This is a genomic window from Microbacterium sp. K27 (assembly GCF_004794435.1).
In the GTDB taxonomy this organism is placed as follows: domain Bacteria; phylum Actinomycetota; class Actinomycetes; order Actinomycetales; family Microbacteriaceae; genus Microbacterium; species Microbacterium maritypicum_A.
This window is the reverse complement of the sequence record NZ_SSDK01000047.1, coordinates 129,074-151,854: the sequence shown is the minus strand read 5'-3', so window position 1 is coordinate 151,854 and position 22,781 is coordinate 129,074. Positions and strand designations below refer to the sequence as shown.

The window sequence follows — 22,781 nt, the reverse complement described above, 5'->3', positions numbered from 1 at the left end:
GCTGACCTGCCCCGACGGGGTCAGGCCTCGAGAGTCAGGCGGTAGGCGCGCTCGTCGCCGAAGTGGGTGAAGCCGGCGCGCGCCAGGATCGGCGCCGACGTCGAGATGCGCCCCTTGACGAGCGCCGTCGTCGCTCCCCAGGCTGCGCTTTCTCGGAGGCGTTCGGCGAGGACCGCGCGGTACGCGCCGCGACCACGGTACTCCGGCAGTGTCGAAGCACCCCAGAGCCGGACGAATCCACCGTCGATCGTGCACCCGCCGGTGCTGACCGCCCGGCCGCCGATCCGCGCGAGAATCCGGAAGCCTTCGCGAGTCTCGAGCGCCGTCGTCACCTCGGCGAGCTCCGCCCGCAGTCCCTGCGGGTCGAGGGGCTCCTGCTGCCACACGGGCACGTTGACCGCGTCGACGTCACGCACCTGCTCCAGCGTGCGCACGACCTCGACGGTGATGTCGTCCGGCACATCGACTGCTGCGGCGCCATCGACCGGTCGAGCGAACACCGCCACCGTGTCGATATGCTCCGCTCCCCGCCGACGAAGCTCCTCCTCGACGTCCGGACGGTCGGAGGGGTTCGTCCAGAAGGTGAATCTCGACGCGCCCCACGCTCTCGTCCGCTCCAGAGCATGGTCGACGATCTCCGTGGGCTCGAGGACGGAGCTCACCTGGGAACCGCGGACTCCGCCGCCGAATCTCGACGGATCCCGCACGAGGAGCAGCTCACTGCGCTCGTGCTCGCTGTCGCGCGGGAACCACACCCAGGCCGCAGCCGCGCGCAGGATCTCGTCTGTCGAGTGCGCGTGCGTCGGCTCGCTCATTCCGCCGCACCGACCAAGCGGGCGAAGGCGCTGAGCCGAGCCACTCCCTCCGGCGTGTACGGCAGATCGTCGAGCAACGCGGGCGAGTGGATAAGATAGGCGACGACCTGCGCGCGGGAGATCGCCACGTTGAGCCGATTCTGGAGCAGCAGGAACTCGGGTCCGCGGGGAGCGTCCCGTCCGCTCGAGGCGGCGAGCGACGTGATGGAGACGACAGCCTCCTTGCCTTGGAAGTTATCGACAGTGCCCACCGGAACGTCGGGGAAGCCGGCGTCGGAAAGCGCGTCGAGCACCAGCTGACGCTGCGCGTTGTAAGGCGTGACGACGATGATGTCGGACGGCGTGAGCGGCCTCGTCGAGGCGTCGGGGTCGTTGTCGGTGAACGTTCTCCCGACCAGATCGCGCACGAGTCGTACGACCTCGGCGGCTTCCTCCGGTGACTGCGTCGCGTTGCCGCGGTGGCGCAGCGGCACGACGTGCAGCCCCGGATCGACTCCGTCGAGTGAGCGGCGCTCGGTTCCCGGCGCCGAGGCGAGTTGTCCGGCGTAGGCGAGCTTCGACACCGGCCCAGCCACGAACGGATGCATCCGCCACGACCGTGCGAGGAAGTACCCGTATTCGGGCCGCACCACGGGGTCGCCGTCCATCACCCAGCCGAGGGCCGAGGTGTCGACGGGCTCGGGATGCGCGCCCTGGCTCACCTGCGGGAGCTGTTGCGGATCGCCGAGGAGCAGCAGCCGCTTCGCCCCAGCCGCGACGGCGATCGTCGAGGCGAGCGAGAACTGACCCGCCTCGTCGATCACGAGAAGATCGAGGCCGGCACGATCGACACGCTGGGTGTTGCTGAAGTCCCAGGCCGTGCCACCGACGACGGCCCCCTCGCCCGCATGCTCGGCGAGGAACGATGCCATGCCGTTCTTCGGGATCACGGTGTACGGCGGCTCTGCCTCGGGATCTTTCGGCGCCTTCGCGACCTGCGCCGGCGCGACGCCGTCGGCGACGATGCGCGCGAGAAGGGTCTCGATGATCGCATGCGACTGCGCCACGACGCCGACTTTGAAACCGTGTTCGTTCACCAGGCGCGCGATCACACGCGATCCGGTATAGGTCTTCCCTGTCCCAGGAGGGCCCTGCACCGCCAGGTAGCTGCGGTCGAGGTCGAGCACACCACGCACGATGGCATCGATCGTATCGTCGCGGGCCGGGGGCAGTGCTTCGCCCGATGTCGTGCGCGGGGGAATTCGACGCAGGATGTCGGTCGCCGCGTCGTGCGGGAAGCCGGGGGCGGCCGCGTGCACGGCATCGGCCCACTCGTCGATCGCTCCCTGCAGTGAGACCACGCGCGGAGGCGCCGCCGGGGTGAGAGCGAGCGGCAGCTCGTCCCAGGTCTGACCCTGCACTGCCGACTCGGAGACGAGGTAGCCGTCGTCGAGCGCCTCGACCACCGTGACGGTGTGCGGCACGTGGACGGCGCGTGAAGGCACCTCGGTGTCGAAGGGGGCCGGGACCTCGTAGAGCGCGAACGGCTGCGCACCCGGGCCGAGCGTCGTGCCGGGCGATACCTCGCCGCGGATCTCGATGTCACGCGACATCACACGTCGTCCCTCGCCGATGCTCCACTCGCGGCGCACGACCGACGACGGGCGATCGACCTTCACCACATCACGCGTGCCATCCCACATCGTCACCGGTTCTCGCAGCCGCTGGAAATGCGACACCCAGAAGCTCTTCGCCTCGCGGGGGAAGTAGTCGATGGCCGCGGCGGCGATACGGTGCACGAGCCCGTCGCCGCCGCCTTCCACGGCGCGTTCCGCATCGGCGAGCAGCGCGACGGAACGGGGGGACGGCTCGTAGATGACCTCGTCGGCATCATCGAGCGGCGCGGGCGTCACGCCCTTCCGGCGTGCGATGTCGATGAGCCAGTTGCGCAGGCGTCGTGTCGACACGCAGTCATAGCGGTTGTAATCGGCGAGGTCGGCCAGCACTGCGTCGGCCTCGGCTTTCTCCCCCGCCGCCGCGAGCTCACGAGCGGCGACGTACTGCACGATCGAGTCGTCGCCCTTCTGCACGTCGCTGGTGCGCACGTCATCGCCCATGTAGAGCGGTTCGAGTTTCTTGATCGAGTACGACCGGGAGCCGACCCGGACGGTCCGCAGCACGAGCGGGTAGAGGTCGACGAACACGCCCTCGCGCAGCAGCCGATCGACCTCGCCCTCGCGCACGCCGTGCCGCGCGGCCATCGCCACGAGGTGCGAGGTCTCGTACGGCGCGTAGTGGTAGATGTGCATGCCGGGATGCGCCAGCCTGCGCGCATTGACGAAGTCGAGGAACATCTCGAGAGCCCGCTTCTCGTCGGCGAAGGTATGAGCCCACAACGCCGAGTACTGGTCCGCGTTGTCGACCCAGCCGAAGAGGTAGTCGATCCCCCACAGCGCCTCGCCGTCGGGAGCGGGTTCGGTGTAGAGCGGGTCGCCCTCGAAGTCGAAGAAGATATCGCCGTGACTGGGCAACGGGAGTGTGTGGATCGCCTGCGCGTAGTGGACGTCGAATGTCGGTGCTCCCTCGGCGTCAGCCCGCAGCTGCAGACGCGCCTGGGCTCGGAGAGTCTCGAACGTGTCGACGTTCATGCCCATGGGAGCTTCGGGTGCCACGGCCAACTCGTCGATCGTCTCGATGCCGGATGCCCGCAGACGTGCTCGCTGCACCGGACGCATCCGCGCCACCATCAGGAGGTCGCGATGCGCGAGCACCTGCTCCTCGCAGGTGGCGCAGCGGCCACAGGCCACGATCTGGAGGTCGCCGCGATCATCGCCCCATGCGAGCGGCGCGCCCGCCGCGCCGTCGGCGATGCGTCGATCGGCGATGAGGGCACGCAGTCGCGCCCGCCGCACCTGGAACAGCGGAAGGAGATCGTCGACGGCGTGCGTACTGAGCGTGCCGTCGCCGAGGATGAGGTCGACCTCGCCGGAGCGCGGGATGCCGAGGCGATCGAGCTGGTCGACATATGCCGCCAGCTGCATGAGCGCCGTGACACGGGCCTTTCGGGCGAGCTTGGAGTCCTGCACCCGCCAGCGGCCGTCGTGATCCTTGCGGAGGAAGTCGGCGAAACCGACGAACTCCTCGGTCGCGAAAGCCGCCTGGAAGACGACCTCCGCATCCGAGCGGAGGGCGGCAATGGTCTCGTCGACCGCATCCGCCAATGCATCGGCATCGACGGAAGAGACCTTCTCGATGCGGTGGACGTTCTCGTCACCGAGGTCGTCGATGTAGCGGGCCAGCACGTTCTGCTCGTGCACATCGCCCAACTCGGCGGCCCGCTTCAGGGTCGAGTCTTCCGGCTCTTCGACCGCCGGCACTCTTCCGAGCTTCGCGTCGATCGCCCGACACCACGCGAACTCGCACTCCGCGGCCGCCTTGAGGTCGCTCGCGCTCCAGATGACGCGCTGCGCCTGAGTGTCGATCCGCACGATGCTCCCGTTCTGTCGGATGCTTCGACACTATCCGCGGCATCCGACACGGGCGAAAGCGTGGACCTCCCGGGAAAGCGGGTCAGCGCCACCAGGTGTCGTCGGGCGTCACCGGAAGATGGCGCTTGTGCTGCGTCGCGAGGTACCTCGCCTCGATGCGGCCGGCGACCTCGGGCTCGACGTCGCGCCCTTCCAGGAAGTCATCGATCTGCTCGTAGGTGAGACCCAGCTCGTCCTCGTCGGCACGGCCGGGCTGGCCGTCGAGCAGGTCGGCGGTCGGCACCTTGAACGCGAGGCGGTCCGGAGCACCGAGGAACTGCAGCAGCGAACGCCCCTGCCGTTTGCTCAGCCCCGACAACGGCAGGACGTCAGCCGCACCGTCGCCGAACTTCGTGTAGAAGCCGGTCACGGCCTCGGCGGCGTGATCGGTGCCGATGACGAGCATCCCGTCGTGGCCGGCGAGGGCGTACTGCGTGACCATGCGGACGCGGGCCTTGATGTTGCCGCGGTTGAAGTCGCTGATGTCGCTCGTGACCGCGAACTCGATGTCCTCCTCGACCCCGTCGACACCGTTCTGGATGTTGACCTCGACCGAGGAGTCGGGTGCGATGAACTCGAGGGCGGCCTCGGCGTCTGCCGCGTCGTGCTGCACGCGGTAGGGCAGACGCACGGCGAGGAACTTCGCCTCGCCTCCTTCGGACCGCACCCGTTCGACCGCGAGCTGTGCGAGGCGTCCGGCCAGCGTGGAGTCCTGCCCACCGGAGATGCCGAGCACGAAGCCCTTCGCGCCGGTCGAGCGAAGGTACTCGACGAGGAACCCGACCCGGCGCTCGACCTCGGCTTCCGGGTCGATCTCCGGCCGGACGCCGAGGTCTTCAGAGATCTGCTGCTGCAACGACATGTCATCCTCCGTCTTGTCCTCGAATCAGTATCGCCCCTCTGTGTTACGCACGGGTGACGCCGCGGCGTTCGCACGTTCCTGCCAGTGAAGTCCTGAGAGAATGGGGCGGTGAAGCTCCTCGTCGCTGCCCTTGATTCCGAACTGTCCGCCTTCCCGGAAGAGCTGGACGGCTTCGACCGACTCGTGACCGGCCCCGGCAAGCTGCCGGCGACGTATGCGCTCACCCGCGCGCTCGATGCCCGGGTCTACGACGAGATCGTGGTCGTGGGCACGGCGGGCGCGATCGACCCCGCTCTCGAGGCGACCGTGCATGAGGTCGGAACCGCATTCCAGCACGACGTGACCGACCTCGACGGCGTCCGTGGCCAGCACGTCTCCCTTCCGGCGCGCGTCAGCACCGGAAGGGAAGGTGTTCTGATCGCCACCGGTGACCACTTCGTGGAGGACGCCGAAGTCACCGCCGTGATCCGTCCGTCGGGGGCGGCCCTGGTCGACATGGAGACGTACGCCTTCATCTGGGTCGCCGCACAGTTCGATGTGCCGATCCGCGTGTTCCGCGCCGTCTCCGATCAGGCTGAGGACGGTGCGCTGACGGATTGGCGCGAGGCCGTCGCACGATGCAGCGTGCAGCTGCGCGACTTCATCCGCAGCGAGTACGGCGTCTGACGAAGGGGGCGCCCTCCCGCGCTCGCGTCAGCCTCGGTCTCGGGTCAGCGCGCCTCGATGACGCTGGGTCCGTTCGGCAGTGCGCGCACCGTGAGCTGGGCGGGGATCTGCTCCTGCATGGCCTCGACGTGACTGATCACTCCGACGGTGCGGCCCCCCTGCCGTAGTTCGTCGAGAGTTCGCATGGCGACATCGAGCGTGTCGCCGTCGAGGGAACCGAATCCTTCGTCGATGAAGAGCGTGTCGAGACGGATGCCGCCCGCGCGCGCGGTCACGACCTCGGCCAGTCCGAGGGCGAGGGCGAGCGATGTGAGGAACGTCTCGCCCCCTGACAGCGACTGCGGCGGCCTGGTCTGCCCGGTGAAGGCGTCGAAGACCACGATGCCGAGTCCGGATGCCGCCCCGCGGGCAGCGAGCGCATCGGAGTGCTGCAGCTGATACCGACCGGCGGACATGTCGTGCAGTCGACGGTTGGCCGCCTCGACGATCTCCTCGAGCTCCGCGGCCAGCACGAACGTCTCCAGCGTCATCTTGCGGGTGTTGGCACCTCGCCCCGCGATCGTGTCGGCGAGGTTCTGCAGCACCTCGAACTCCGCGGCATCGTCGGCGGTGCGAGCCTGCTCGTCCGAAGCCGAGTCGATCAGCCCTCCGAGCCGCTCTGCGGTTCCCGCGGCTCTGGCGGCTTCGTCGACCGCGCGCGTCCAGACGCTGCGCGCGTCCGCCGATGCCTGCTCGGCCGGCGCGAGGTCTATCGGCTCTTCCGGCAGCGTGCGCAACTCGAGGTCGAACAGGATGGCCCGTTCCTTCTCTCGTTGCACCGCATGCTGCGCGATCCGCGTGTCGAGCGCCTCCTGCTCTGTGGCCGAGCGCAGAGCGTCTTCCGCCGCCGCCACGTCATCGAACACGGAGTCTGCGAGCGCGGCCTCGCGCTCCGCCTCGGCTTCGGCGAGAGCTTCGACCCTGCGTGCCCGCTCCGAGATGGCATGGATCACGGCGCGCGCCGCGGCGATCTTCGCCTCGGTGTCGGACATCCGTGCGGCAACCGTGTCGAAACCGCCCCGCGCCTCGGCGATCAGCTCGTGTGCCTCCGCGCTGCGCTGGCGGAGGAGCGCATGCCGTTCGCGCAGTTCTGCGAGAGCCCTGGCATCGTCTTCCCGCTCGGCGTCGAGGAGTTCGACACGGGCGACGAGTTCGTCCATGCGACCGTCGAGCGTCTTCAGCGCCTCGGCGGCGGCACGGCTGCTCGAGAGTGCCGCAGCGGCCTCGGCGTAATCGCTCTCGGCCTGTTCGACCTCCCGACCGTCGGCGCGGGCGGTGACGGCGGCGAGTTCGGCGCGCAACGTCGAGGAGCTCGACGCCAGATCACGCTCCTTCTGCGATGCGGCATCTCGCGCGCCCTCTGCGGCGGCGATGTCTTCGTGCGAGACCGGATCCGAATGCGTGGCCGGCGCCGGATGATCGAGCGAGCCGCAGACCGGACAGGGGTGCTCGTCGCGGAGCGTCGAGGCGAGCTCTCCGGCCATGCCGTCGGCTCGTCGCTGACGCAGTCGCGCCAGAGCCGACTGCGTATCCGCGTGCAGCGCGGTGGCCTGCGAGAGCTCGTGCTCGAGGGAGATCTCGGCGATTCGCAGCCGTTCCACCTCGTGCGCCGCCGTGAGGCGTAGCTCTGCCGCCTGCTGCGCGGCCTGCAGGTCTTCCCCCCGATCGGCGAGGCGACGGGTCTCGTCGCGCAGCGTGTGCAACGCGGCGATCTCGTCGGGAAGCGCGGCACGCCTCACGTTCGCAGCTTCGATGCGCGCGGTCGCTGCCACGACCGCCTCCTCCGCTGCGCGGACTTCGGCGTCGAGCGTCGGCGCGCTCTCCTCGAGTTCTCGCGCGCGTTGCCAGGCACCGCTCTCTCTGGTCGCCGCCGCCGTCCAGGCCTCGAGGTCGCCGTCCACGTCGAGACCGAGCGCCTCGCCCGCCGCGTGGGCGTCCTGTTCGTCTCGGGAGGCGACAGCGAGCGCGGAATGCGCGCGCGCCACTGCGGCGATCGTCGACCGCAGCGCCTCCGCGGCTCGGGCCGCAGCGAGCTCTGCGCGGGCATCGTCGATCAGGGGCGCTTCGGCCTCGAGTCGTTCGAGCGCCGACCTCGCGCGGTCGCGCTCGCGCTGCGCCCGCTGCTCGTCCCGCGCCACGGCGAGAGACTCGTCGGCTGCGGCCGACCGCTTCTCCGCGTCGACCTGCTCGGATGCTCGACGCTCTGCGCGGTAGTCGGCGCGGGCCTTCGCACGTCGGAGGGCGTCGAGTCGATCTTCGATCGAAGACGGGGCGCGAACCGTCTCGGGCGGGGTCTCATCGCCCTCTCCTGACAGGCCATCGGCGGACACCAGCCGCTCAGCCTCCTCGACGCGGGCCTCGACCGTCGCGAGCCGGGCGCCCAGAGCGTGCTCGGCCACACGACGACGCTCATCGAACCGCGCCTGCACATCTTCGAACCGCTGGGTGCCGAACAGGCGGCGCAGAAGCGCCTGGCGGTCTCGACTGCCCGCGAGGAGGAACTCCGAGAACCGGTTCTGCGCGAGCAGGATCACCTGCAGGAACTGCTCACGGCTGAGCTGCAGGATCTCGTCGAGCTCTCCGGCGACATCGACGGCCCGCGCCGCACGACCGATCCACCCGACATCCGTCCACTCGTCGAGGGCGACGGCCGAGGCCTGCTTGGTCATCCCTCCCCCGCGCTTGGCCGGGCGCAGATACTCGGGCGACCGGGTCACCCGGAAGCGGCCGGTCGGCGTGCTGAATTCGACGACGACCTCGGAGGGATCGTCGGGCTCGCAGTGGTCGCTCCGCAGCCGCTTCTCGCCACCGTCGTAGCGCGGCACTCCGCCGTAGAGCCCGAAGCAGACGGCGTCGAGGATGCTGGATTTGCCCGCCCCCGTCCGTCCGGCGATCAGGAAGATGCCGTCGTCGGCGAACGCGTCGAAGTCGACGATCTGACGTGACCGGAAGGGGCCGAACCCCTCGACCTCCAGGCGATGAAGACGCATCTAGACGAGAGCCTCGGCACGAACTCGCTCGTCGAGCACCGCGCGGATCAGCTCGCCCTCCGCCTCCGTCGCTCCGTGCCCCGCCCTGACGTGCTCGAGGAAGGCCTCGATGCGGTCGGCATCGGTGACCGCAGTGCGCAGACGCTGCACATAGGAGCGCTCGTCCGCCTCGGCGGTGACCGAGGGCTGGTGCTGCACCATGGCGCAGTACGGGTAGCTCTCGCGAAGACGCCGCATCGGCTCTGTCTGCGGCACGGCGTCGGTGTAGACGGCACAGACCCAGTCGCCCGCGTGTTCTGCGACCAGTTCGGTCGACAGGAGATCGTCGAGCGCGCCCGTGAGTGTGACGAGGCGGCGCGGCACCGGCAGCTCCAACCATTCGACTCCGGAGAGACCCTCGGCATCGATGTCGACGAGCCAGGAACCGCGGGGCTTGTGCTGCTCGCCGAAGCTGTAGTGCAGAGGAGCGCCCGCGTAGCGCACCCGATCGCTGAGCTGCTGACGCCCGTGGATGTGGCCGAGCGCCACGTAGTCAGGACCGTCGAAGACGCTCAGCGGCACGACGTCGAGGCCGCCCTGACGCACCTCGCGTTCGAGCCCGGCGGTGGCGTCGACACCGGCGGCGAAGCAGTGCGCGATCGCGACCGAGCGCCCCGGGTGCTGTTCCATGCCGGCGCGGACCAGGTGCATCGCGTGAGCCATGGTCTGCGCTTGCGTGCGCAACGGGCGCCCGGAGCTGTCACCATCGGGCCAGTGCTGTCGCACGATGGCGGGTTCGAGGTAGGGAATGCCGAAGAAGTGCACGGGCCCGTGCGCATCGTTGACGGTCACAGGCGCTCCCACCGCGAGCGGGTCGGTCAGCACGTGGATGCCCTCGCGGAGCAGCCGCGCCTGGAAGCCGAGGCGCGCGGCAGAATCGTGGTTGCCGCTGGTCACGATCACCCGCGCCCCTGTCTCATGCAGCGCCACCAGCGCATCGCCGAGCAGGGTGTATGCGGTTCCGGAGGGCGTGGCGGAGTCGAAGACGTCTCCCGCGACGACGACGACGTCGACCGCGTTCTCGCGAACCTGCGCGGTGAGCGCCCCGAGCACCTCGGCGAGGGCGTCCATGGTCGAGTTGCCATGGAACGTCCGGCCGATGTGCCAGTCGGAGGTGTGCAGGATGCGCATACTCACACCGTACGAACCCCCTCCGACATTTCATCCGAGGCGTGCCGCAGCACCGCTCTCACGCCCTGCGGAGGAGGAAGCGGAAGGTCCCCTGACCCACCCTCGTCACGATGATCGGCACGCGGTGATGCGAGATGCCGTGTGCACCTTCACCTGTGCGGCGTGCGGGGCTGCGCGATGCGATATCTGGGCTGCCCTCCGCCCGACAGGTGCCGGCTTGCCCCGCCGGCTGAGGGTTGTGCCCGCCTCGTCGTGACTACCGACTTCCGCTCTCCTCCTCGAGGTCGTTCGACCAGTTCGCCTGCTGGATCCGATTGTCGAGCTCGCGCAGCTCCTGAGCCACGGCGTCGGCACGGGAGCGCAGCGGCGCGACGGGCAGCGCGGAGACCTGACGCAGCTCCGACCTCATCTGGCGGAGGAACTGGTCGTTGGCCCCCGAGGCGGCGGTCGCGGCATCGGTCAGCACCGAATGCCGCAGGCGCAGGACATCACGGGCGGCGAGCGCATCGGTCATGGTGCCGTCCGCCCCCAGGTCGAGGCGCGCGTTGGTGGCGTTGATGCGGCGGATGAGATCGCGCAGCTGCGTGAGCGCGGCATCGGCCTCGACGATCAGCGCGGCCGCGTCCTCCGCCGGTTCCTCGCCTTCCTGGTAGCGGGCGTTCGCGACGATACGCGCCCGCAGCTGCTCGATGCGGCGCTGCAGGTCGGCGCGTGCGGTGAGGGCCTCGGCGAGTTTCATGAGCTCATCCTCGCAGGGAGCGACCGTAACAGTTCGTCATATGACCGGGGAGTCAGCGGGAGCGCAGCAGACCCGAGTGCTCCGGGTGCGCGGTGAACCAGTCGGCCACGTACCAGCACACGGCATCGACCTTGCGATCACCGCGCTCCTCGATGTCGGCCACCGCACCCTCGACGACCTTTCCCGCGTAGCCGTTGCCCCGGAAAGTCGGGATCGTGAAGGCTCGGGTGAGCGCGATGGTGCGCCCGTCGTCCCGGTAGTCCAGAACACTCACGAGCGTCCCGTCGCGCATGAGCGTGTAGCGCGAAGCGTCCTTCTCGTCGGTCAGGATGAAGCCTCCGACGGTGTGCGAGATCGTCATTCGAACCACGTTACGCCCGCCCGGAGCCGCCGGGCGTTTTGACATGGGGCGTCACGATCGGACATAATCCCCCCATGACCACCAACGCACGCCCTTTGTCCGCCCAGGAGGCGAACGGGACTGCCGGGATGATGATGCCCGGTCGCGTTGGCATGTGTTGCCGAATGTGTCGCTGAACGAACAGCCACCCCGCCTGACCTGAACTCCTCGCGATCTGCGAGGTCAGCGTCTCCGAGCATCCACCCTTGCTCGCTTCCCGGCTCCGCCGGTCATTCATGCAACGCATCAGAGCCCCGCTCGATCCGGGCTCACGTCCTGAGGACTTCATCATCATGTCGAACACCGCACTTCTCGAGCGTCCCGCCACCACCGCCGCGATCCGCACGCAGCACGAAGCCGCCGCGCCCCTGTCCGCCGCAGGAGCCGATCTTCCCGCCGTGCGCTCACCCCGTGGCTTCGCCCTCTACGTCGGGCTGGACGAGATCAAGGCCGCCGAAGCCGGCGTCAGCCTCCCCCTTCTCGTCGACGCGCTGCGCCGCACCCTCGCCGAGCTCGCCCCGGGAGCCGAGACGCACGCGACGGTCGCCCTCGCCCCGCACGGATCGGGCGGCCGCGACCTCGACGTGGTCCGTCTCGCTCTGCAGGAGCCCGGTGCCATCGCGCGCACCAAGGCCGCTGCGGAAGAGGACACCACGGACGAGGAGACGGGCGTCACCGTCGACATCTCCCGCAAGCGCGTGCTGATCGACGGCGAGTCCGCCGCCTTCACATACAAGGAGTTCGAGCTGCTGCAGTACCTCGTGCTCCGCGAGGGGCGCACGATCGAACGCAGCGAGCTGGTCTCCGCGCTCTGGCAGGCCCAGGACGACGAGACGCCCGGTGAGCGCACGATCGACGTGCACGTGCGCCGCCTGCGCGCGAAGCTGGGTCGCTATGAGGACATCGTCCGCACCGTGCGCGGCATCGGCTACCGCTTCGACCGCCACGCCGACGTCGTCATCCGCTACGGCCACGGAACCCCCTCGCCCGACCGCTTCTGAGTCGCCGGGAGCCGGTGTCAGCAGCTGCGCGTAGGGTGGGCGCATGACCCTGACAGCGCGCTCCGCCTCGGCGGACGCCGCCCCCGCGGACACTGCTCAGGAGACCGTCTACCGCCCGCCGCACGAGCTCGATCTCCACCGAACGGTCGGCATGCTCCGCCGCGGTCGCAACGACCCGACGATGGTCATCGACGGAACCGTCATCTGGCGCGCGTTGCGCACACCCCTCGGACCGACGACCCTCGCTCTGCGCATGCTCGGCGGCGAGGTCCACGCGACCGCGTGGGGCCCGGGATCGGGCATCGCCCTCGATCTGGTGCCCGCGCTCTGCGGTGCCCACGACGACGCCTCCGACTTCGATCCTTCCCTGCACCCGCTCATCGCCGACACCGCACGACGCCACCCGGGGCTGCGTCTGACGCGTACCGACGAGGTGTTCGATGCGCTCGCGTGCGCGATCATCGAGCAGAAGGTGACCGGCATGCAGGCTTTCGGCGCGTGGCGCTGGCTGATCTCGCGGTTCGGAGCACCCGCTCCCGGTCCCACCCCGCGGCCGATGTTCGCCGCGCCATCCCCCGACCAGTGGCATCGCATCCCGTCCTGGGCCTGGCATCGTGCCGGCGTCGAGCCGCCCCAGTCGCGCACCATCGTGCGTGCGGCCGAGCGCGGAGATCGCATCTCCCGAGCCGTCAGAGCCGCCGCCTCGGGAGATGACCGAGACCGCGTGCTCACGAGCCTTCCCGGCGTGGGGGTCTGGACGTCGGCGGAGACGCGCATCCGCGCTCTCGGGGATCCGGACGCGGTCAGTATCGGCGACTACCACCTCGCCCATGAGGTCGGCCACGCGCTGACGGGTGCACGCACCGATGACACCGGGATGATCGAGCTCCTCGCGCCGTGGGCCGGACAGCGACAACGCGTCGTCCGCCTCATCTATGCGAGTGGTGTGCAGGAACCGCGCCGGGGGCCTCGTCTCGCACCCGAAGACCATCGCCGCCGCTGATGTCGGCACCTAAGCTGGTGACATGTCCCGTTCCATGCTGCGCATCCTCGTCACCGTCGGCCTGCTGATCGTCGGCGTCGTGATCGGGCTGATCTTCCAGAACGTCTGGCTCGGCGTCCTGCTCGCGGCCATCGTGTGGCTCGGCTGGTTCCTCGGATACGAGTCGCGCCGCGGCAACAACGCCGGGGTCAACGACGAGGACCACGGCATCGAGCTCTGAGTGGTCGCCCCGACTCAGTAGTAGACGGCGAGCGGGCCCGACGGTCCGTCGACCACGCGCACCGGGGTGTCGAACACCCGCGTGAGCACGTCGTCCGTCATGATCGCCGCCGGCGAGCCGAACTCCACGACCGCACCGTCTTTCATCGCGCAGATGTGGTCGGCGTAGTGCCCGGCGAAGTTGATGTCGTGCAGCACGATCACGATCGTGCGCCCGAGTTCCTCCGCGGCCCGGCGCAGATGCTTCATCATCTGCACGGCGTGCCGCATGTCGAGGTTGTTCAGTGGCTCGTCCAGCAGCACGAACTCGGTGTCCTGGGCGAGGACCATGGCGACATAGGCGCGCTGACGCTGCCCGCCGGAGAGCTCGTCCAGGTAACGCCCCTCCAGAGCGCCGAGGTCGAGGAAGTCGATCGCCTGACTGATGATCTCCTCGTCGGCCCGGTTCAGCCTGCCCTTCGAGTGCGGGAAGCGCCCGAAACCGACCAGCTGGCGAACGGTGAGGCGGGTGACGAAGTGATTCTCCTGACGGAGGATCGACACCACCTTCGCCAGATCCTTCGATCTCGTCGAGGCCACGTCGAGCCCCGCGATCTCGATGGCACCGGCATCCATCCCGGTCAGACGCCCGATCATCGTGAGCAGCGTCGACTTGCCCGCGCCGTTCGGACCGATCAGGGCGGTGATTCCGCCGGCGGGGATCTCGAGGTCGACGGGGCCGATCGCGACCTCGCTGCTGTATTCGCGGCGGACGCCGTCGAGAGCGATCACAGTCTGCCCTTTCTGAGGATGACGATGAGGAACACGGTGCCGCCGACGAGCTCGATCAGGATCGACACCATCCCCTGCGCGTAGAAGATGTTCTTCATCACGAAGTAGGCCCCGGCCAGGATCGTGAAGGCCGTGAGCACCGCGACGGGGAAGATCAGCCGATGGTCGTGCGTGTCGGCGAACTGGTAGGCGAGCGTCGCCACCAGGAAGCCGAGGAACGTCATCGGTCCCACCAGCGCGGTGGAGGTGGCCATCAACACGGCGACGAGGAACAGCACGATGAACAGTTCGCGGCGATGATCGACGCCGAGGGAGCGCGCAGCGTCCGGGCCGAGTGCCATGAGGTTGAGCCGGCGCGAACGGAGCCACAGCAACGCAGACGCCGCGACGACCAGCGGGATCGCCAGCGGGAGGTACGAGGGGTCGGCATTGGACACGTTGCCGAACAGACGCGCGGCGAGCACGTCGAACTCACTGGGTGTGAGCAGGCGCTGCATGAACGTCGCGATCGCCCCGAGGCCGCCTCCGATCACGATGCCCACCAGGAGCATGATCTGCAGATTGCCGTAGCGTCCGGACAACAGCCAACCGTAGAGGGCGACGGCGAGACCGACCATGATCGCGACCTGGATCGCGAACTGCCCGATTCCCTGGATCGCCACGATCCCTGCCACTCCGAACAGGTACACGGTCGAGGTCTGCACGACTCGATAGAGCGATTCGAACCCCATGATCGACGGCGTGATGATGCGGTTGTTGGTGACGGTCTGGAAGCTCACCGTGGCGACGGCCTGAGCGACCGCGACGAGGGCCATCACCGTGACGTCGGTGGCGCGATGCTGCGCGATCCGCCAGAACCCGGTGGAGCCGACCGGCATCGGATTCGCCCAGGCGAGCAGACCGAAGCCCGACCCTGCCGCGAGGACCAGGAGGATCCCGAGCACCACGGCGTAACGCCGGCGCGCACCTGGGGTCGTGAACGAGCCCGCCGACCGGAGCGCACCGGCGGTCGCCACGTCGCCCGTCCCCCCGCTAGCCACGTCGACGCTGCCTGAGCAGGAGAAGGACGAACACCACGGCGCCGACCACCCCGAGGATCAGCGACACCGGCACTTCGAACGGCATGATGATCGTGCGTCCGATGATGTCGCACACGGTCACGATCGCTATGCCGAGCAGGCACACCCACGGAAGATTGCTGCGCAGATCGTCGCCGCGCACCATCGAGACGATGTTCGGCACGATCAAGCCCAGGAAGGGCAGATTGCCGACGACGACGGTGACGACACCGGTGGTGACCGCGATCAGCACCGTCCCGAGCAGAATGATCCTGTTGTAGTTCACGCCGACGTTGGTGGCCACTTCCTCGCCGAGCCCCGCGATGGTCAGCCGATCGGCGACGATGAAGACGATCACCCCGATGACAGCCACGATCCAGAGCATCTCGTACTGACCTCGCATCACCGAGGTGAAGCTGCCCGCGAACCAGACGCCGATGATCTGCAGCGAGTTGGTGGCCAGCGCGAGGTACGTCGACAATGCGCCGACCACGGCCCCGAGCATGATGCCGACGATCGGGACGATCAGGGACGACTTGAGTGCCACCCGGCGCAGGAACGCGAAGAACACCATCGTGCCGATGAACGCTGCGAGCACCGCGCCGGCCATCCGGAGGGGAAGCGACGGCTGCGGCACGAGGATCATGACCATCAGGAGCCCGAGGCCGGCCCATTCGGTGGTGCCGGTGGTCGTCGGTTCGACGAAGCGGTTCTGGGTGAGCAGCTGCATGACGAGGCCCGCCATGGCCATCGAGGCGCCGGCGAGGACCAGGGCGATCGTGCGGGGCACTCGGGTGATCTGGAACATCTGGGCGCCGTCGTCCGCGCCGGTGACGTCGTACACACCCGTGAAGAGCGAGATCGCGAGCAGGACGACGACGATCAGCACGCCGATGAGCAGTTTCACGTCGAAGAGCCGCCCGGCGTAGCGGGGCGGCGGAGCGATGTCGGTGGAGACCATGATGATGGGGCGGCGGCACCCGGATCGTCCGGATGCCGCCGCCGTACCTCAGTTCTTCGCGCTCTTCTCGAGGGCGTCGGCGAGGTCGTCGAGGAACGTCGTGTACGTCTGGATGCTCTCGTTCAGGTACGTGTCGGTGGGCATGTACACGATCTGCTTCTGCTTCACAGCGGTGACGCCGGCGAGCGCCTCGGAGCTCTCCAGGATCTCCGCGGCCTGCACGTAGTCGGGGGTGTCGGCCGCGAAGACGGCGTCACGGTCGAGCACGAGGATCCAGTCGGGGTTCGAGGCGGCGATCGCCTCGACCGAGATGTCATCGCCCTGGTGGTCGTCGGTCGCGTCGTCGACCTCGAGCGCGGGGGTCAAGCCGAGCATGTCGTAGATCGGTCCGAGCGAGCGTCCGACGGTCGGGGCGAGGTAGCCGATCTGTCCGCCGGAGGTGTTCACGGCCATGACGGTGTCGGCATCGTCGTACGCCGCCTTGGCGCGCTCGACAGCGGCGTCGAAGTCGTCCACGAGCTTCTTGGCTTCGTCCTGCTTGCCGAAGATCTCGCCGAGGACGGTGACCTGGCGCTTGAGCTCGTCTCCGAAGGGCTCACCTTCGCGCGGCTCGAGGTCGACGATCGTGGCGTCGGGGACCAGATCGGCGATCGCGGCGTTGTGCTGAGTGAACCGCTGGCCGCTGATGATCAGGTCAGGCTCGACGGCGACGACCGCTTCGAGGTCGGGCTCGCTGTGCAGTCCGATGTCGACGATCGCGTCGTCCTTCACGTACGACACGGTCTCCGGCATGAGCGCGACGGCCCCGGCGGAGAGCTCGACGTCCCAGTCGGAAAGCGTCTGGAAGGTGCGGTTGTCGAGCGCGACGACGGATGTGGGAGGCGTCGCGATCTCGTGCGTGCCGGTGTTGTCCTCGATCGTGACGGTCGCTGCTGCGGGTTCGGTCTTCTCCGGTTCCGCCGAGCCGCCGGAGGTGCAGCCGGCGAGGGCGAGGAGGCCGACGAGAGCGGCGCTCGTGGCGGTGAGGGTTCTGGGCACGGACATGGAGAGACTCCTGTTCTGCGGGATCGATGCGCACGCTGCGGCGCCGGAAGCCGAGAGTGGAGGGCGACTCCCCTCGGCACATTTAGGTTAGCCTTACTTTATGAGCGATACGAAATCCGGTTTCTCGATCGAGCGTCGCGGCCTCGAGCTGCGCTTCCGCAACGTCACCTTGAGCGCCCGCGAGTGGCTGGCCCCCGACTTCGTGCGTGTGCGCCTGACGGGCTCCGATCTCGCCGGCTTCGACTCTCCCGGCTCCGACGACCACATGCGCCTGTTCTTCCCCGCGGGCCCCACCGAATCCGTCGAGGAGCTCCGAGCGTCACCCAGCCGCGAATACACACCGCTCGCCTGGGGCGAGGACTGGCTCGACGTCGAGTTCGCCGTGCACGGTGACCAGGGCGTCGCCGCGCCGTGGGCGGCGACGGCACCGCTCGGATCGACGATCGGTGTCGGCGGTCCCCGCGGAGCGGCCGTTCTGTCCGGTGAGCCCGGCTCGTGGCTCCTCGTGGGCGACGAAACCGCTATTCCGGCGATCCGTCGCTTCGCCGCACTGATCCCCGACGGCACGCCCGCACGCATCGTGATCGAGACCGTGAACCCCGGCCGAGAGGTCGACATCGACGCGCCCGTCGACATCGAGTGGCTGCATCGTGGCGAGGCGCCCTCCGGTTCCGCCCTCATCGCCTTCCTCGAGGGGCTGACCGCCGAGCACGCGATCGGTGCCGACCCGTTCGTCTTTATCGCCGCCGAGCAGTCGATCGTGAAGCCCGGCCGAGCGCTGCTCGAGCGCTGGAGCGTCGACACCGCGAAAGCCGTCGTGAAGGGTTACTGGAAGCGCGGCGAAGCCGAATACCACGCCCCGCACTAGTACGACGTCGGCGGTTGCTGGAAGACTCGACCCGTGGCTCTTCTGGATCATCTGGGCATCACCGTCGACGACCTCGAGCGCGGACGGGCGCAGTTCCACCCCGTGCTCACCGCTCTCGGGTATCAGAGCGGGGGCGCGAACGATCATTCGATCTCATGGAACAACGGCGACGAGACCGAGATCATCCTCTACACCTGGGATGAGGACTCCGCTCCGCATCAACATGGCCGCATCGGCTGGCAGCACATCGCCTTCGCAGTACCGACGCGCGAGCAGGTCGACCGCCTGCACGCGGTCGCGGTCGACGCCGGCTGGACAGCTGTCCGCGAGCCCAAGGAGTACCCGCGCTACTCGGAGCGCTACTACGCCGCGTTCGTCGAGGACGCGGACGGCATCCGGGTCGAGTTCATGCACAACCCGCCCCGTGAGACAACTTGACTCCCGGGCGTGTCGCGCCCTAGTGTGGCAAAGCTGTGCCGATCGGCGCAGCACACCAGCCGAGGAGCACGACGGATGACCGCGCAGCGGAACCTTCCCCAGGCAGCGGTGTTGCCGCTTCAGCAGAAGCGCAATGACCGCTACGAGTCGTACCCTCCGGCACGCGCCGTGTGACAGCATCCGCTCTCGCAACGCCCCGTACCGTCAGGTCCGGGGCGTTTTCCGTTGGAGACTCCTCTGACCTGTGGCTGAACATCACCACAAGGAAAGGAATCATGGAGAGGCTCTCCGCACGGCTGCTGTCGTGGGCGTCCCTGATCGACGAGAAGACACTCGCTCAGGCGCACACCACGGCCCGCATGCCGTTCATCCACCCGCACCTGGCACTGATGCCGGACGCGCACCTCGGCAAGGGGGCGACGGTCGGCTCGGTCATCCCGACGCTCGGCGCGATCATCCCCGCCGCCGTCGGCGTCGACATCGGCTGCGGGATGATCGCCGTTCGTACGCCGTTCACGAGGAGCGACGTCGACGGTCGTCGGCTCGCCGACCTTCGGGAGCAGATCGAGCGCGCCATCCCCCTGTCGGCCGGCCGGTACAACCGCAAGGTCGTGGCCACCGCGGAACCGCGCATCGCCGAGCTGGAGCAGCTCGCCGAGAAGAACGGCTTCGACCCGGCGCAGTACGCCGGGAACTGGCGTCTGCAGTTGGGCACGCTCGGTTCAGGCAACCACTTCATCGAGGTGTCGGTCGACGAGCTCGATCGGGTCTGGCTGTTCCTGCACTCGGGTTCGCGAGGCGTCGGCAACAAGATCGCCGGGCACCACATCGCCGTCGCCCAGCGGCTGGCGAGGCAGTGGTGGATCGACCTTCCCGACCCCGACCTGGCATACCTGGTCGAGGGCACACCGGAGTTCACCCGCTACATCCGGGAGCTGCGGTGGGCCCAGCACTTCGCTCTGCTGAACCGGGAGGAGATGATGGATCGCGTCATCCGGCAGGTGTCGGAGTTCCTCGGAACCCCGGTCGACGAACAGGAGCGCATCAACTGCCACCACAACTTCACCGAGTCGGAGAAGCACTACGGGAAGCAGGTGTGGGTGTCACGGAAGGGCGCCATCCAGGCGGACGCCGGTCGACCGGGCCTCATCCCCGGGTCGATGGGGACCGCCTCGTACGTGGTGGAAGGGCTCGGCGACCCGCAGTCGCTGAACTCCTCCCCGCACGGTGCCGGACGGGAGTACTCCCGCTCGGCGGCGCGGCGGACCTTCACGCACGACCAGCTGCGAGAGGCGATGACGGGCATCGAGTTCCGTGACACCGATGCCTTCATCGACGAGATTCCGCAGGCGTACAAGCCGATCGACCAGGTGATGGCGGATGCCGCCGGACTCGTGTCGATCCGGCACACGCTGCGGCAGATCGTCAACGTGAAGGGCGACTGAGCAGGACCGGGCGGTGGGATCCCACCGCCCGGTCTCCTCTCCACCCCTTCCCCGCGAGATCCGCGGGCGGATCGTCTTCTCCTGCTCCGACACGTCAGAGGCCGGGTTCTCCCCCTCTCGTGCGCGACCGATATCTTCGGCTCCCGGGCTCTGGCAGGCTTGCCGAATCGATGCGACGATGAGGAAGTGGGATTCATGAATGACGCGCAGATCTGGACGATGATCGGATCGTTCACCGTGCTGATGTTCAGCACGCTCACGGTCGTCTCGACCCTGTTCGTCCGGATCGTCCGCAGTGAGATCGGCGGTCTGCGCACCGAGATGAACGGGCAGATCGGCGGTCTGCGCACCGAGATGAACGCACGATTCGATGCCGTGAACACCCGCATCGACGGGCTCGACCGCGACGTGCAGGCGATCGTGAAGCGCACGTTCGGTCTCGACCGCGACGGATGACGACGCTTCGAGACCACGCTTCGGTCGCCCCACCCGACCGGTATGACGCCTATCCGGAAGTACCCAACGGCACCGCGATCCTGCTCCTCGCGGGGTCGAGTGGGCGCGTGGAGGCAGAACGGGCCGACCTGTTCGCACGGCACGGGGCCCGGGTCCGCGCCATCCGCTGGTTCGGCGGTGCGGGTCAGCGCCCCTCACCCCACGAAGTGCCGATCGAGCTGTTCACGGATCAGCTGGACCTCCTGCGGCACGATGCCGACCGCATCGCGATCTTCGGAACGTCGTTCGGTGCGGAGGCTGCCCTGGTCACCGCGTCCCTTCACCCGGTCGACGTGACGGTCGCGGTCGCACCGTCATCCGTCGTCTGGGCGGGGTTCGCCGACGGGGACTGGTCATCGCACTGGACCTGGCAGGGGGCTCCGCTCCCGGCTGTCCCGTTCGACTCGTCGTGGTCGCCGTCGACCGAACCGCCCGAGTACCGGACCCTGTACCAGTCGAGCCTCGATCGCGCTCCTGACGCCACTGCAGCCGCAACGATCCTCTCAGAGAGCATCCGCGGCGTCGTCGTGCTCATCGCGGGAGGCGACGACCGTGTCTGGCCGAGCGACCGGTTCGCCGCCGAGATCGTCGAGCGCCGCAGAGCGAACGGACGGGAGACGAGGCTGATCACGCACTCCCCCGCCGGGCACCGGATGATCCTGCCCGGCGAGTCGATCGCCACCGGTGGAGTGACGATGGCACGAGGAGGCTCACCATCGGCTGACGCGGAACTCGGTGCCCTCGCGTGGCCGCAGATCGTGCACGCACTCGGGCTGCGCGCCTGAGCGTCAGAGGGCCGAGGCCGCCTCGGTCTCGACAGATCGGTCGGTGAACGCGGTCTTCGGGACGAACACGAGGATCACCGCGGCCACGAAGGCGGTCACCCCGCAGACGATCCACACCGTGAAGTAGCCCGCGAGCGAGCCGGCCGTTCCCTCGGTCGCACCTGCCGTGCTCGCGACCCCATGCAGGAGCGCGATGCCGAACACGCACGAGGCGATCGCGCCGCCGACGGTCTTCACCGAGTTGGTGAGCCCCGTCGCGACACCGGTCTGCGTGGCCGGAGCGGCCGATGCGGCAGCGGCGGGGAGCGCGGCGACCAGCGCTCCCGAGCCGAGTCCGACAACGACCATGTTCGTGATGACCTGCGCGTACGTGTCGTGGAACGGAAGGAAGAGGAGGAACCCGATGCCGACCAGCACGGACGCACCCATCAGCGTCAGGCGCGGCGTGGCCCGCCGGGCGACGGTCGGGAACAGGAGAGCCCCCGCGATCATGGCGATCAGATACACGCCGATGATCAGCGAGGTCGCGAAGCCGCTCGTGCCGAGACCGTAGCCGTAGACCGTCGGATCGGTACGCGCGAACGTCGACAGCGGGGCCTGCGCGCCGAGCACGCTGACGCCGAAGAGCCCGGCGGTCAGGAAGACGGGGCCGAGCGCCGGCGAACGGAACATGCGCACATCGATCAGCGGATCGTCGGCGCGGAGCTCCCACACGACGAACGGGATCACCAGCAGGACGCCGAGCACCACCACCGCCCAGGACCAGGGGTTGGTCAGGCCGCCCTCCAGCCGAAGCAGACTGAGACCCCCGGTGAAGCAGACGAGGGCGAGGGAGATGAGTACGAGGCCGACCGTGTCGAAGAGACCGCCCGTCGGCTCCGGCGACTCCTTGACCCCGAACAGGATCACGAAGAAGCAGACCACGATCAGCACGGCAGGCACCAGCAGCACCACGGTGAGCGGCAGGACATCGATGAGCGCGCCACCCACGAGCGCGCCGATGATCGCCCCTCCTTCGAGCGCCGCGACGAGGAGGCCCGCTGCCTTCGCCGTGATCGAGGAACGCCCCTCCATGCGCCGCGAGCGCGACCAGATCAGAGCGATCTCCAGCGGAAGCCAGACCACGTAGAACCCCATCAGCGCCCACGCCGCGAGGAACACCGGGAAAGAGTCGGTGAAAGGCAGCACCAGAGCGGCGGCGGCGGTGACAGCGGTCGAGATCAGCAGCATCCGCTTGTGGCCGACCATGTCACCGAGCTTCGCGAACGCCGGGACCACGAGTGCCGACAGCATCAGCTGCGCCCCCTCGAGCCAGTTCACATCGGCGTCGTGGATCCCCAGATGGCGCGCGATGTCGGTGAGCATCGGGGTGTAGTACCCCTGCAGCACACCGCTCGTGAACTCCACGAAGGCGAGGAAGCCCACGACGATGGCGAGGGTGCCCAGGGTGCGGGTGCGCGTCATCGCGTCTCCTGCTTCTGCTTCGGGTTCCCCGGCACACTCCGG

The 22,781-nt window shown here is 68.6% G+C and carries 21 protein-coding genes; 9 read left to right on the top strand and 12 right to left on the bottom strand.

Annotated features, from left to right (window positions below):
- Positions 1 to 20: 20 nt before the first annotated feature.
- The 3 genes from DW307_RS17495 to nadE all read right to left on the bottom strand — a co-directional run bounded on the left by DW307_RS17495 (position 21) and on the right by nadE (position 5,183).
- Positions 21 to 815: a GNAT family N-acetyltransferase gene (locus tag DW307_RS17495; RefSeq protein WP_029265978.1), complete on the bottom strand. Its 795-nt coding sequence runs from the start codon at positions 813 to 815 to the stop codon at positions 21 to 23.
- The gene (locus DW307_RS17490) at positions 812 to 4,282 is read right to left on the bottom strand and encodes a TM0106 family RecB-like putative nuclease (protein ID WP_136025332.1); all 3,471 of its coding nucleotides are present in this window, start codon (positions 4,280 to 4,282) and stop codon (positions 812 to 814) included. The genes DW307_RS17495 and DW307_RS17490 overlap by 4 nt, the downstream gene beginning before the upstream one ends.
- Before the next feature lie 82 nt (positions 4,283 to 4,364).
- Positions 4,365 to 5,183, bottom strand: a complete 819-nt coding sequence (gene nadE / locus DW307_RS17485; RefSeq protein ID WP_029259755.1) for an ammonia-dependent NAD(+) synthetase — start codon at positions 5,181 to 5,183, stop codon at positions 4,365 to 4,367.
- Between the two features lie 108 nt (positions 5,184 to 5,291).
- Between nadE and DW307_RS17480 the strand changes: the two genes are divergently transcribed.
- The gene (locus tag DW307_RS17480; protein WP_021198075.1) at positions 5,292 to 5,849 is read left to right on the top strand and encodes a phosphorylase family protein; all 558 of its coding nucleotides are present in this window, start codon (positions 5,292 to 5,294) and stop codon (positions 5,847 to 5,849) included.
- Positions 5,850 to 5,893: 44 nt separating this feature from the next.
- Here the strand turns inward: DW307_RS17480 and DW307_RS17475 are convergent, their stop codons facing one another.
- From DW307_RS17475 to DW307_RS17460, 4 genes are all read right to left on the bottom strand, one after another.
- Positions 5,894 to 8,878 (bottom strand): AAA family ATPase, encoded by a 2,985-nt coding sequence (locus DW307_RS17475; RefSeq protein ID WP_136025331.1) that lies wholly within the window; start codon positions 8,876 to 8,878, stop codon positions 5,894 to 5,896.
- Complete coding sequence (locus tag DW307_RS17470; protein WP_029259753.1) at positions 8,879 to 10,048, bottom strand: exonuclease SbcCD subunit D; 1,170 nt, start codon at positions 10,046 to 10,048, stop codon at positions 8,879 to 8,881. It lies immediately after the preceding gene.
- Between the two features lie 256 nt (positions 10,049 to 10,304).
- Complete coding sequence (locus DW307_RS17465; protein WP_021198078.1) at positions 10,305 to 10,787, bottom strand: DIP1984 family protein; 483 nt, start codon at positions 10,785 to 10,787, stop codon at positions 10,305 to 10,307.
- Positions 10,788 to 10,839: 52 nt separating this feature from the next.
- Positions 10,840 to 11,148 carry a GNAT family N-acetyltransferase gene (locus DW307_RS17460; protein ID WP_021198079.1) on the bottom strand — a complete coding sequence of 103 codons (309 nt, stop codon included), beginning with the start codon at positions 11,146 to 11,148 and terminating at the stop codon, positions 10,840 to 10,842.
- Positions 11,149 to 11,480: 332 nt separating this feature from the next.
- Here DW307_RS17460 and DW307_RS17455 point away from each other — a divergent pair, with 332 nt between their 5' ends.
- The 3 genes from DW307_RS17455 to DW307_RS17445 are packed head-to-tail and all read left to right on the top strand — an operon-like array spanning position 11,481 to position 13,411.
- Positions 11,481 to 12,188 carry a winged helix-turn-helix domain-containing protein gene (locus tag DW307_RS17455; RefSeq protein ID WP_021198080.1) on the top strand — a complete coding sequence of 236 codons (708 nt, stop codon included), beginning with the start codon at positions 11,481 to 11,483 and terminating at the stop codon, positions 12,186 to 12,188.
- A gap of 43 nt (positions 12,189 to 12,231) precedes the next feature.
- On the top strand, positions 12,232 to 13,191 hold the full coding sequence (locus DW307_RS17450) for a DNA-3-methyladenine glycosylase family protein (RefSeq protein WP_029265986.1): 960 nt from the start codon (positions 12,232 to 12,234) through the stop codon (positions 13,189 to 13,191).
- Between the two features lie 22 nt (positions 13,192 to 13,213).
- Positions 13,214 to 13,411 (top strand): hypothetical protein, encoded by a 198-nt coding sequence (locus DW307_RS17445; RefSeq protein WP_021198082.1) that lies wholly within the window; start codon positions 13,214 to 13,216, stop codon positions 13,409 to 13,411.
- Between the two features lie 14 nt (positions 13,412 to 13,425).
- Here DW307_RS17445 and DW307_RS17440 read toward each other — a convergent pair whose 3' ends face one another.
- Genes DW307_RS17440 through DW307_RS17425 form a run of 4 tightly spaced genes read right to left on the bottom strand, consistent with a single transcriptional unit; the run spans position 13,426 to position 17,244 of the window.
- On the bottom strand, positions 13,426 to 14,181 hold the full coding sequence (locus DW307_RS17440) for an iron ABC transporter ATP-binding protein (RefSeq protein ID WP_021198083.1): 756 nt from the start codon (positions 14,179 to 14,181) through the stop codon (positions 13,426 to 13,428).
- A complete protein-coding gene (locus DW307_RS17435; protein ID WP_197024852.1) occupies positions 14,178 to 15,221 on the bottom strand; it encodes an iron chelate uptake ABC transporter family permease subunit in 1,044 nt (347 codons plus the stop codon). The genes DW307_RS17440 and DW307_RS17435 overlap by 4 nt, the downstream gene beginning before the upstream one ends.
- Positions 15,214 to 16,200 carry an ABC transporter permease gene (locus DW307_RS17430; protein WP_029265990.1) on the bottom strand — a complete coding sequence of 329 codons (987 nt, stop codon included), beginning with the start codon at positions 16,198 to 16,200 and terminating at the stop codon, positions 15,214 to 15,216. The genes DW307_RS17435 and DW307_RS17430 overlap by 8 nt, the downstream gene beginning before the upstream one ends.
- A 48-nt stretch (positions 16,201 to 16,248) precedes the next feature.
- Entirely contained in the window at positions 16,249 to 17,244 is a 996-nt protein-coding gene (locus tag DW307_RS17425; protein ID WP_029259750.1) for a siderophore ABC transporter substrate-binding protein, read from the bottom strand.
- 100 nt (positions 17,245 to 17,344) lie between these two features.
- Here DW307_RS17425 and DW307_RS17420 point away from each other — a divergent pair, with 100 nt between their 5' ends.
- From DW307_RS17420 to DW307_RS17400, 5 genes are all read left to right on the top strand, one after another.
- Positions 17,345 to 18,112, top strand: a complete 768-nt coding sequence (locus DW307_RS17420; protein ID WP_021198087.1) for a siderophore-interacting protein — start codon at positions 17,345 to 17,347, stop codon at positions 18,110 to 18,112.
- Positions 18,113 to 18,145: 33 nt separating this feature from the next.
- Entirely contained in the window at positions 18,146 to 18,550 is a 405-nt protein-coding gene (locus DW307_RS17415) for a VOC family protein (protein ID WP_136025330.1), read from the top strand.
- Between the two features lie 275 nt (positions 18,551 to 18,825).
- Positions 18,826 to 19,995 carry an RtcB family protein gene (locus DW307_RS17410; protein WP_136025329.1) on the top strand — a complete coding sequence of 390 codons (1,170 nt, stop codon included), beginning with the start codon at positions 18,826 to 18,828 and terminating at the stop codon, positions 19,993 to 19,995.
- Positions 19,996 to 20,190: 195 nt separating this feature from the next.
- A complete protein-coding gene (locus DW307_RS17405; RefSeq protein ID WP_231479857.1) occupies positions 20,191 to 20,451 on the top strand; it encodes a hypothetical protein in 261 nt (86 codons plus the stop codon).
- Positions 20,448 to 21,275, top strand: a complete 828-nt coding sequence (locus DW307_RS17400; protein WP_205810535.1) for an acyl-CoA thioester hydrolase/BAAT C-terminal domain-containing protein — start codon at positions 20,448 to 20,450, stop codon at positions 21,273 to 21,275. The genes DW307_RS17405 and DW307_RS17400 overlap by 4 nt, the downstream gene beginning before the upstream one ends.
- A gap of 3 nt (positions 21,276 to 21,278) precedes the next feature.
- Here DW307_RS17400 and DW307_RS17395 read toward each other — a convergent pair whose 3' ends face one another.
- Complete coding sequence (locus DW307_RS17395; protein ID WP_136025328.1) at positions 21,279 to 22,739, bottom strand: MFS transporter; 1,461 nt, start codon at positions 22,737 to 22,739, stop codon at positions 21,279 to 21,281.
- Positions 22,740 to 22,781: the final 42 nt, after the last annotated feature.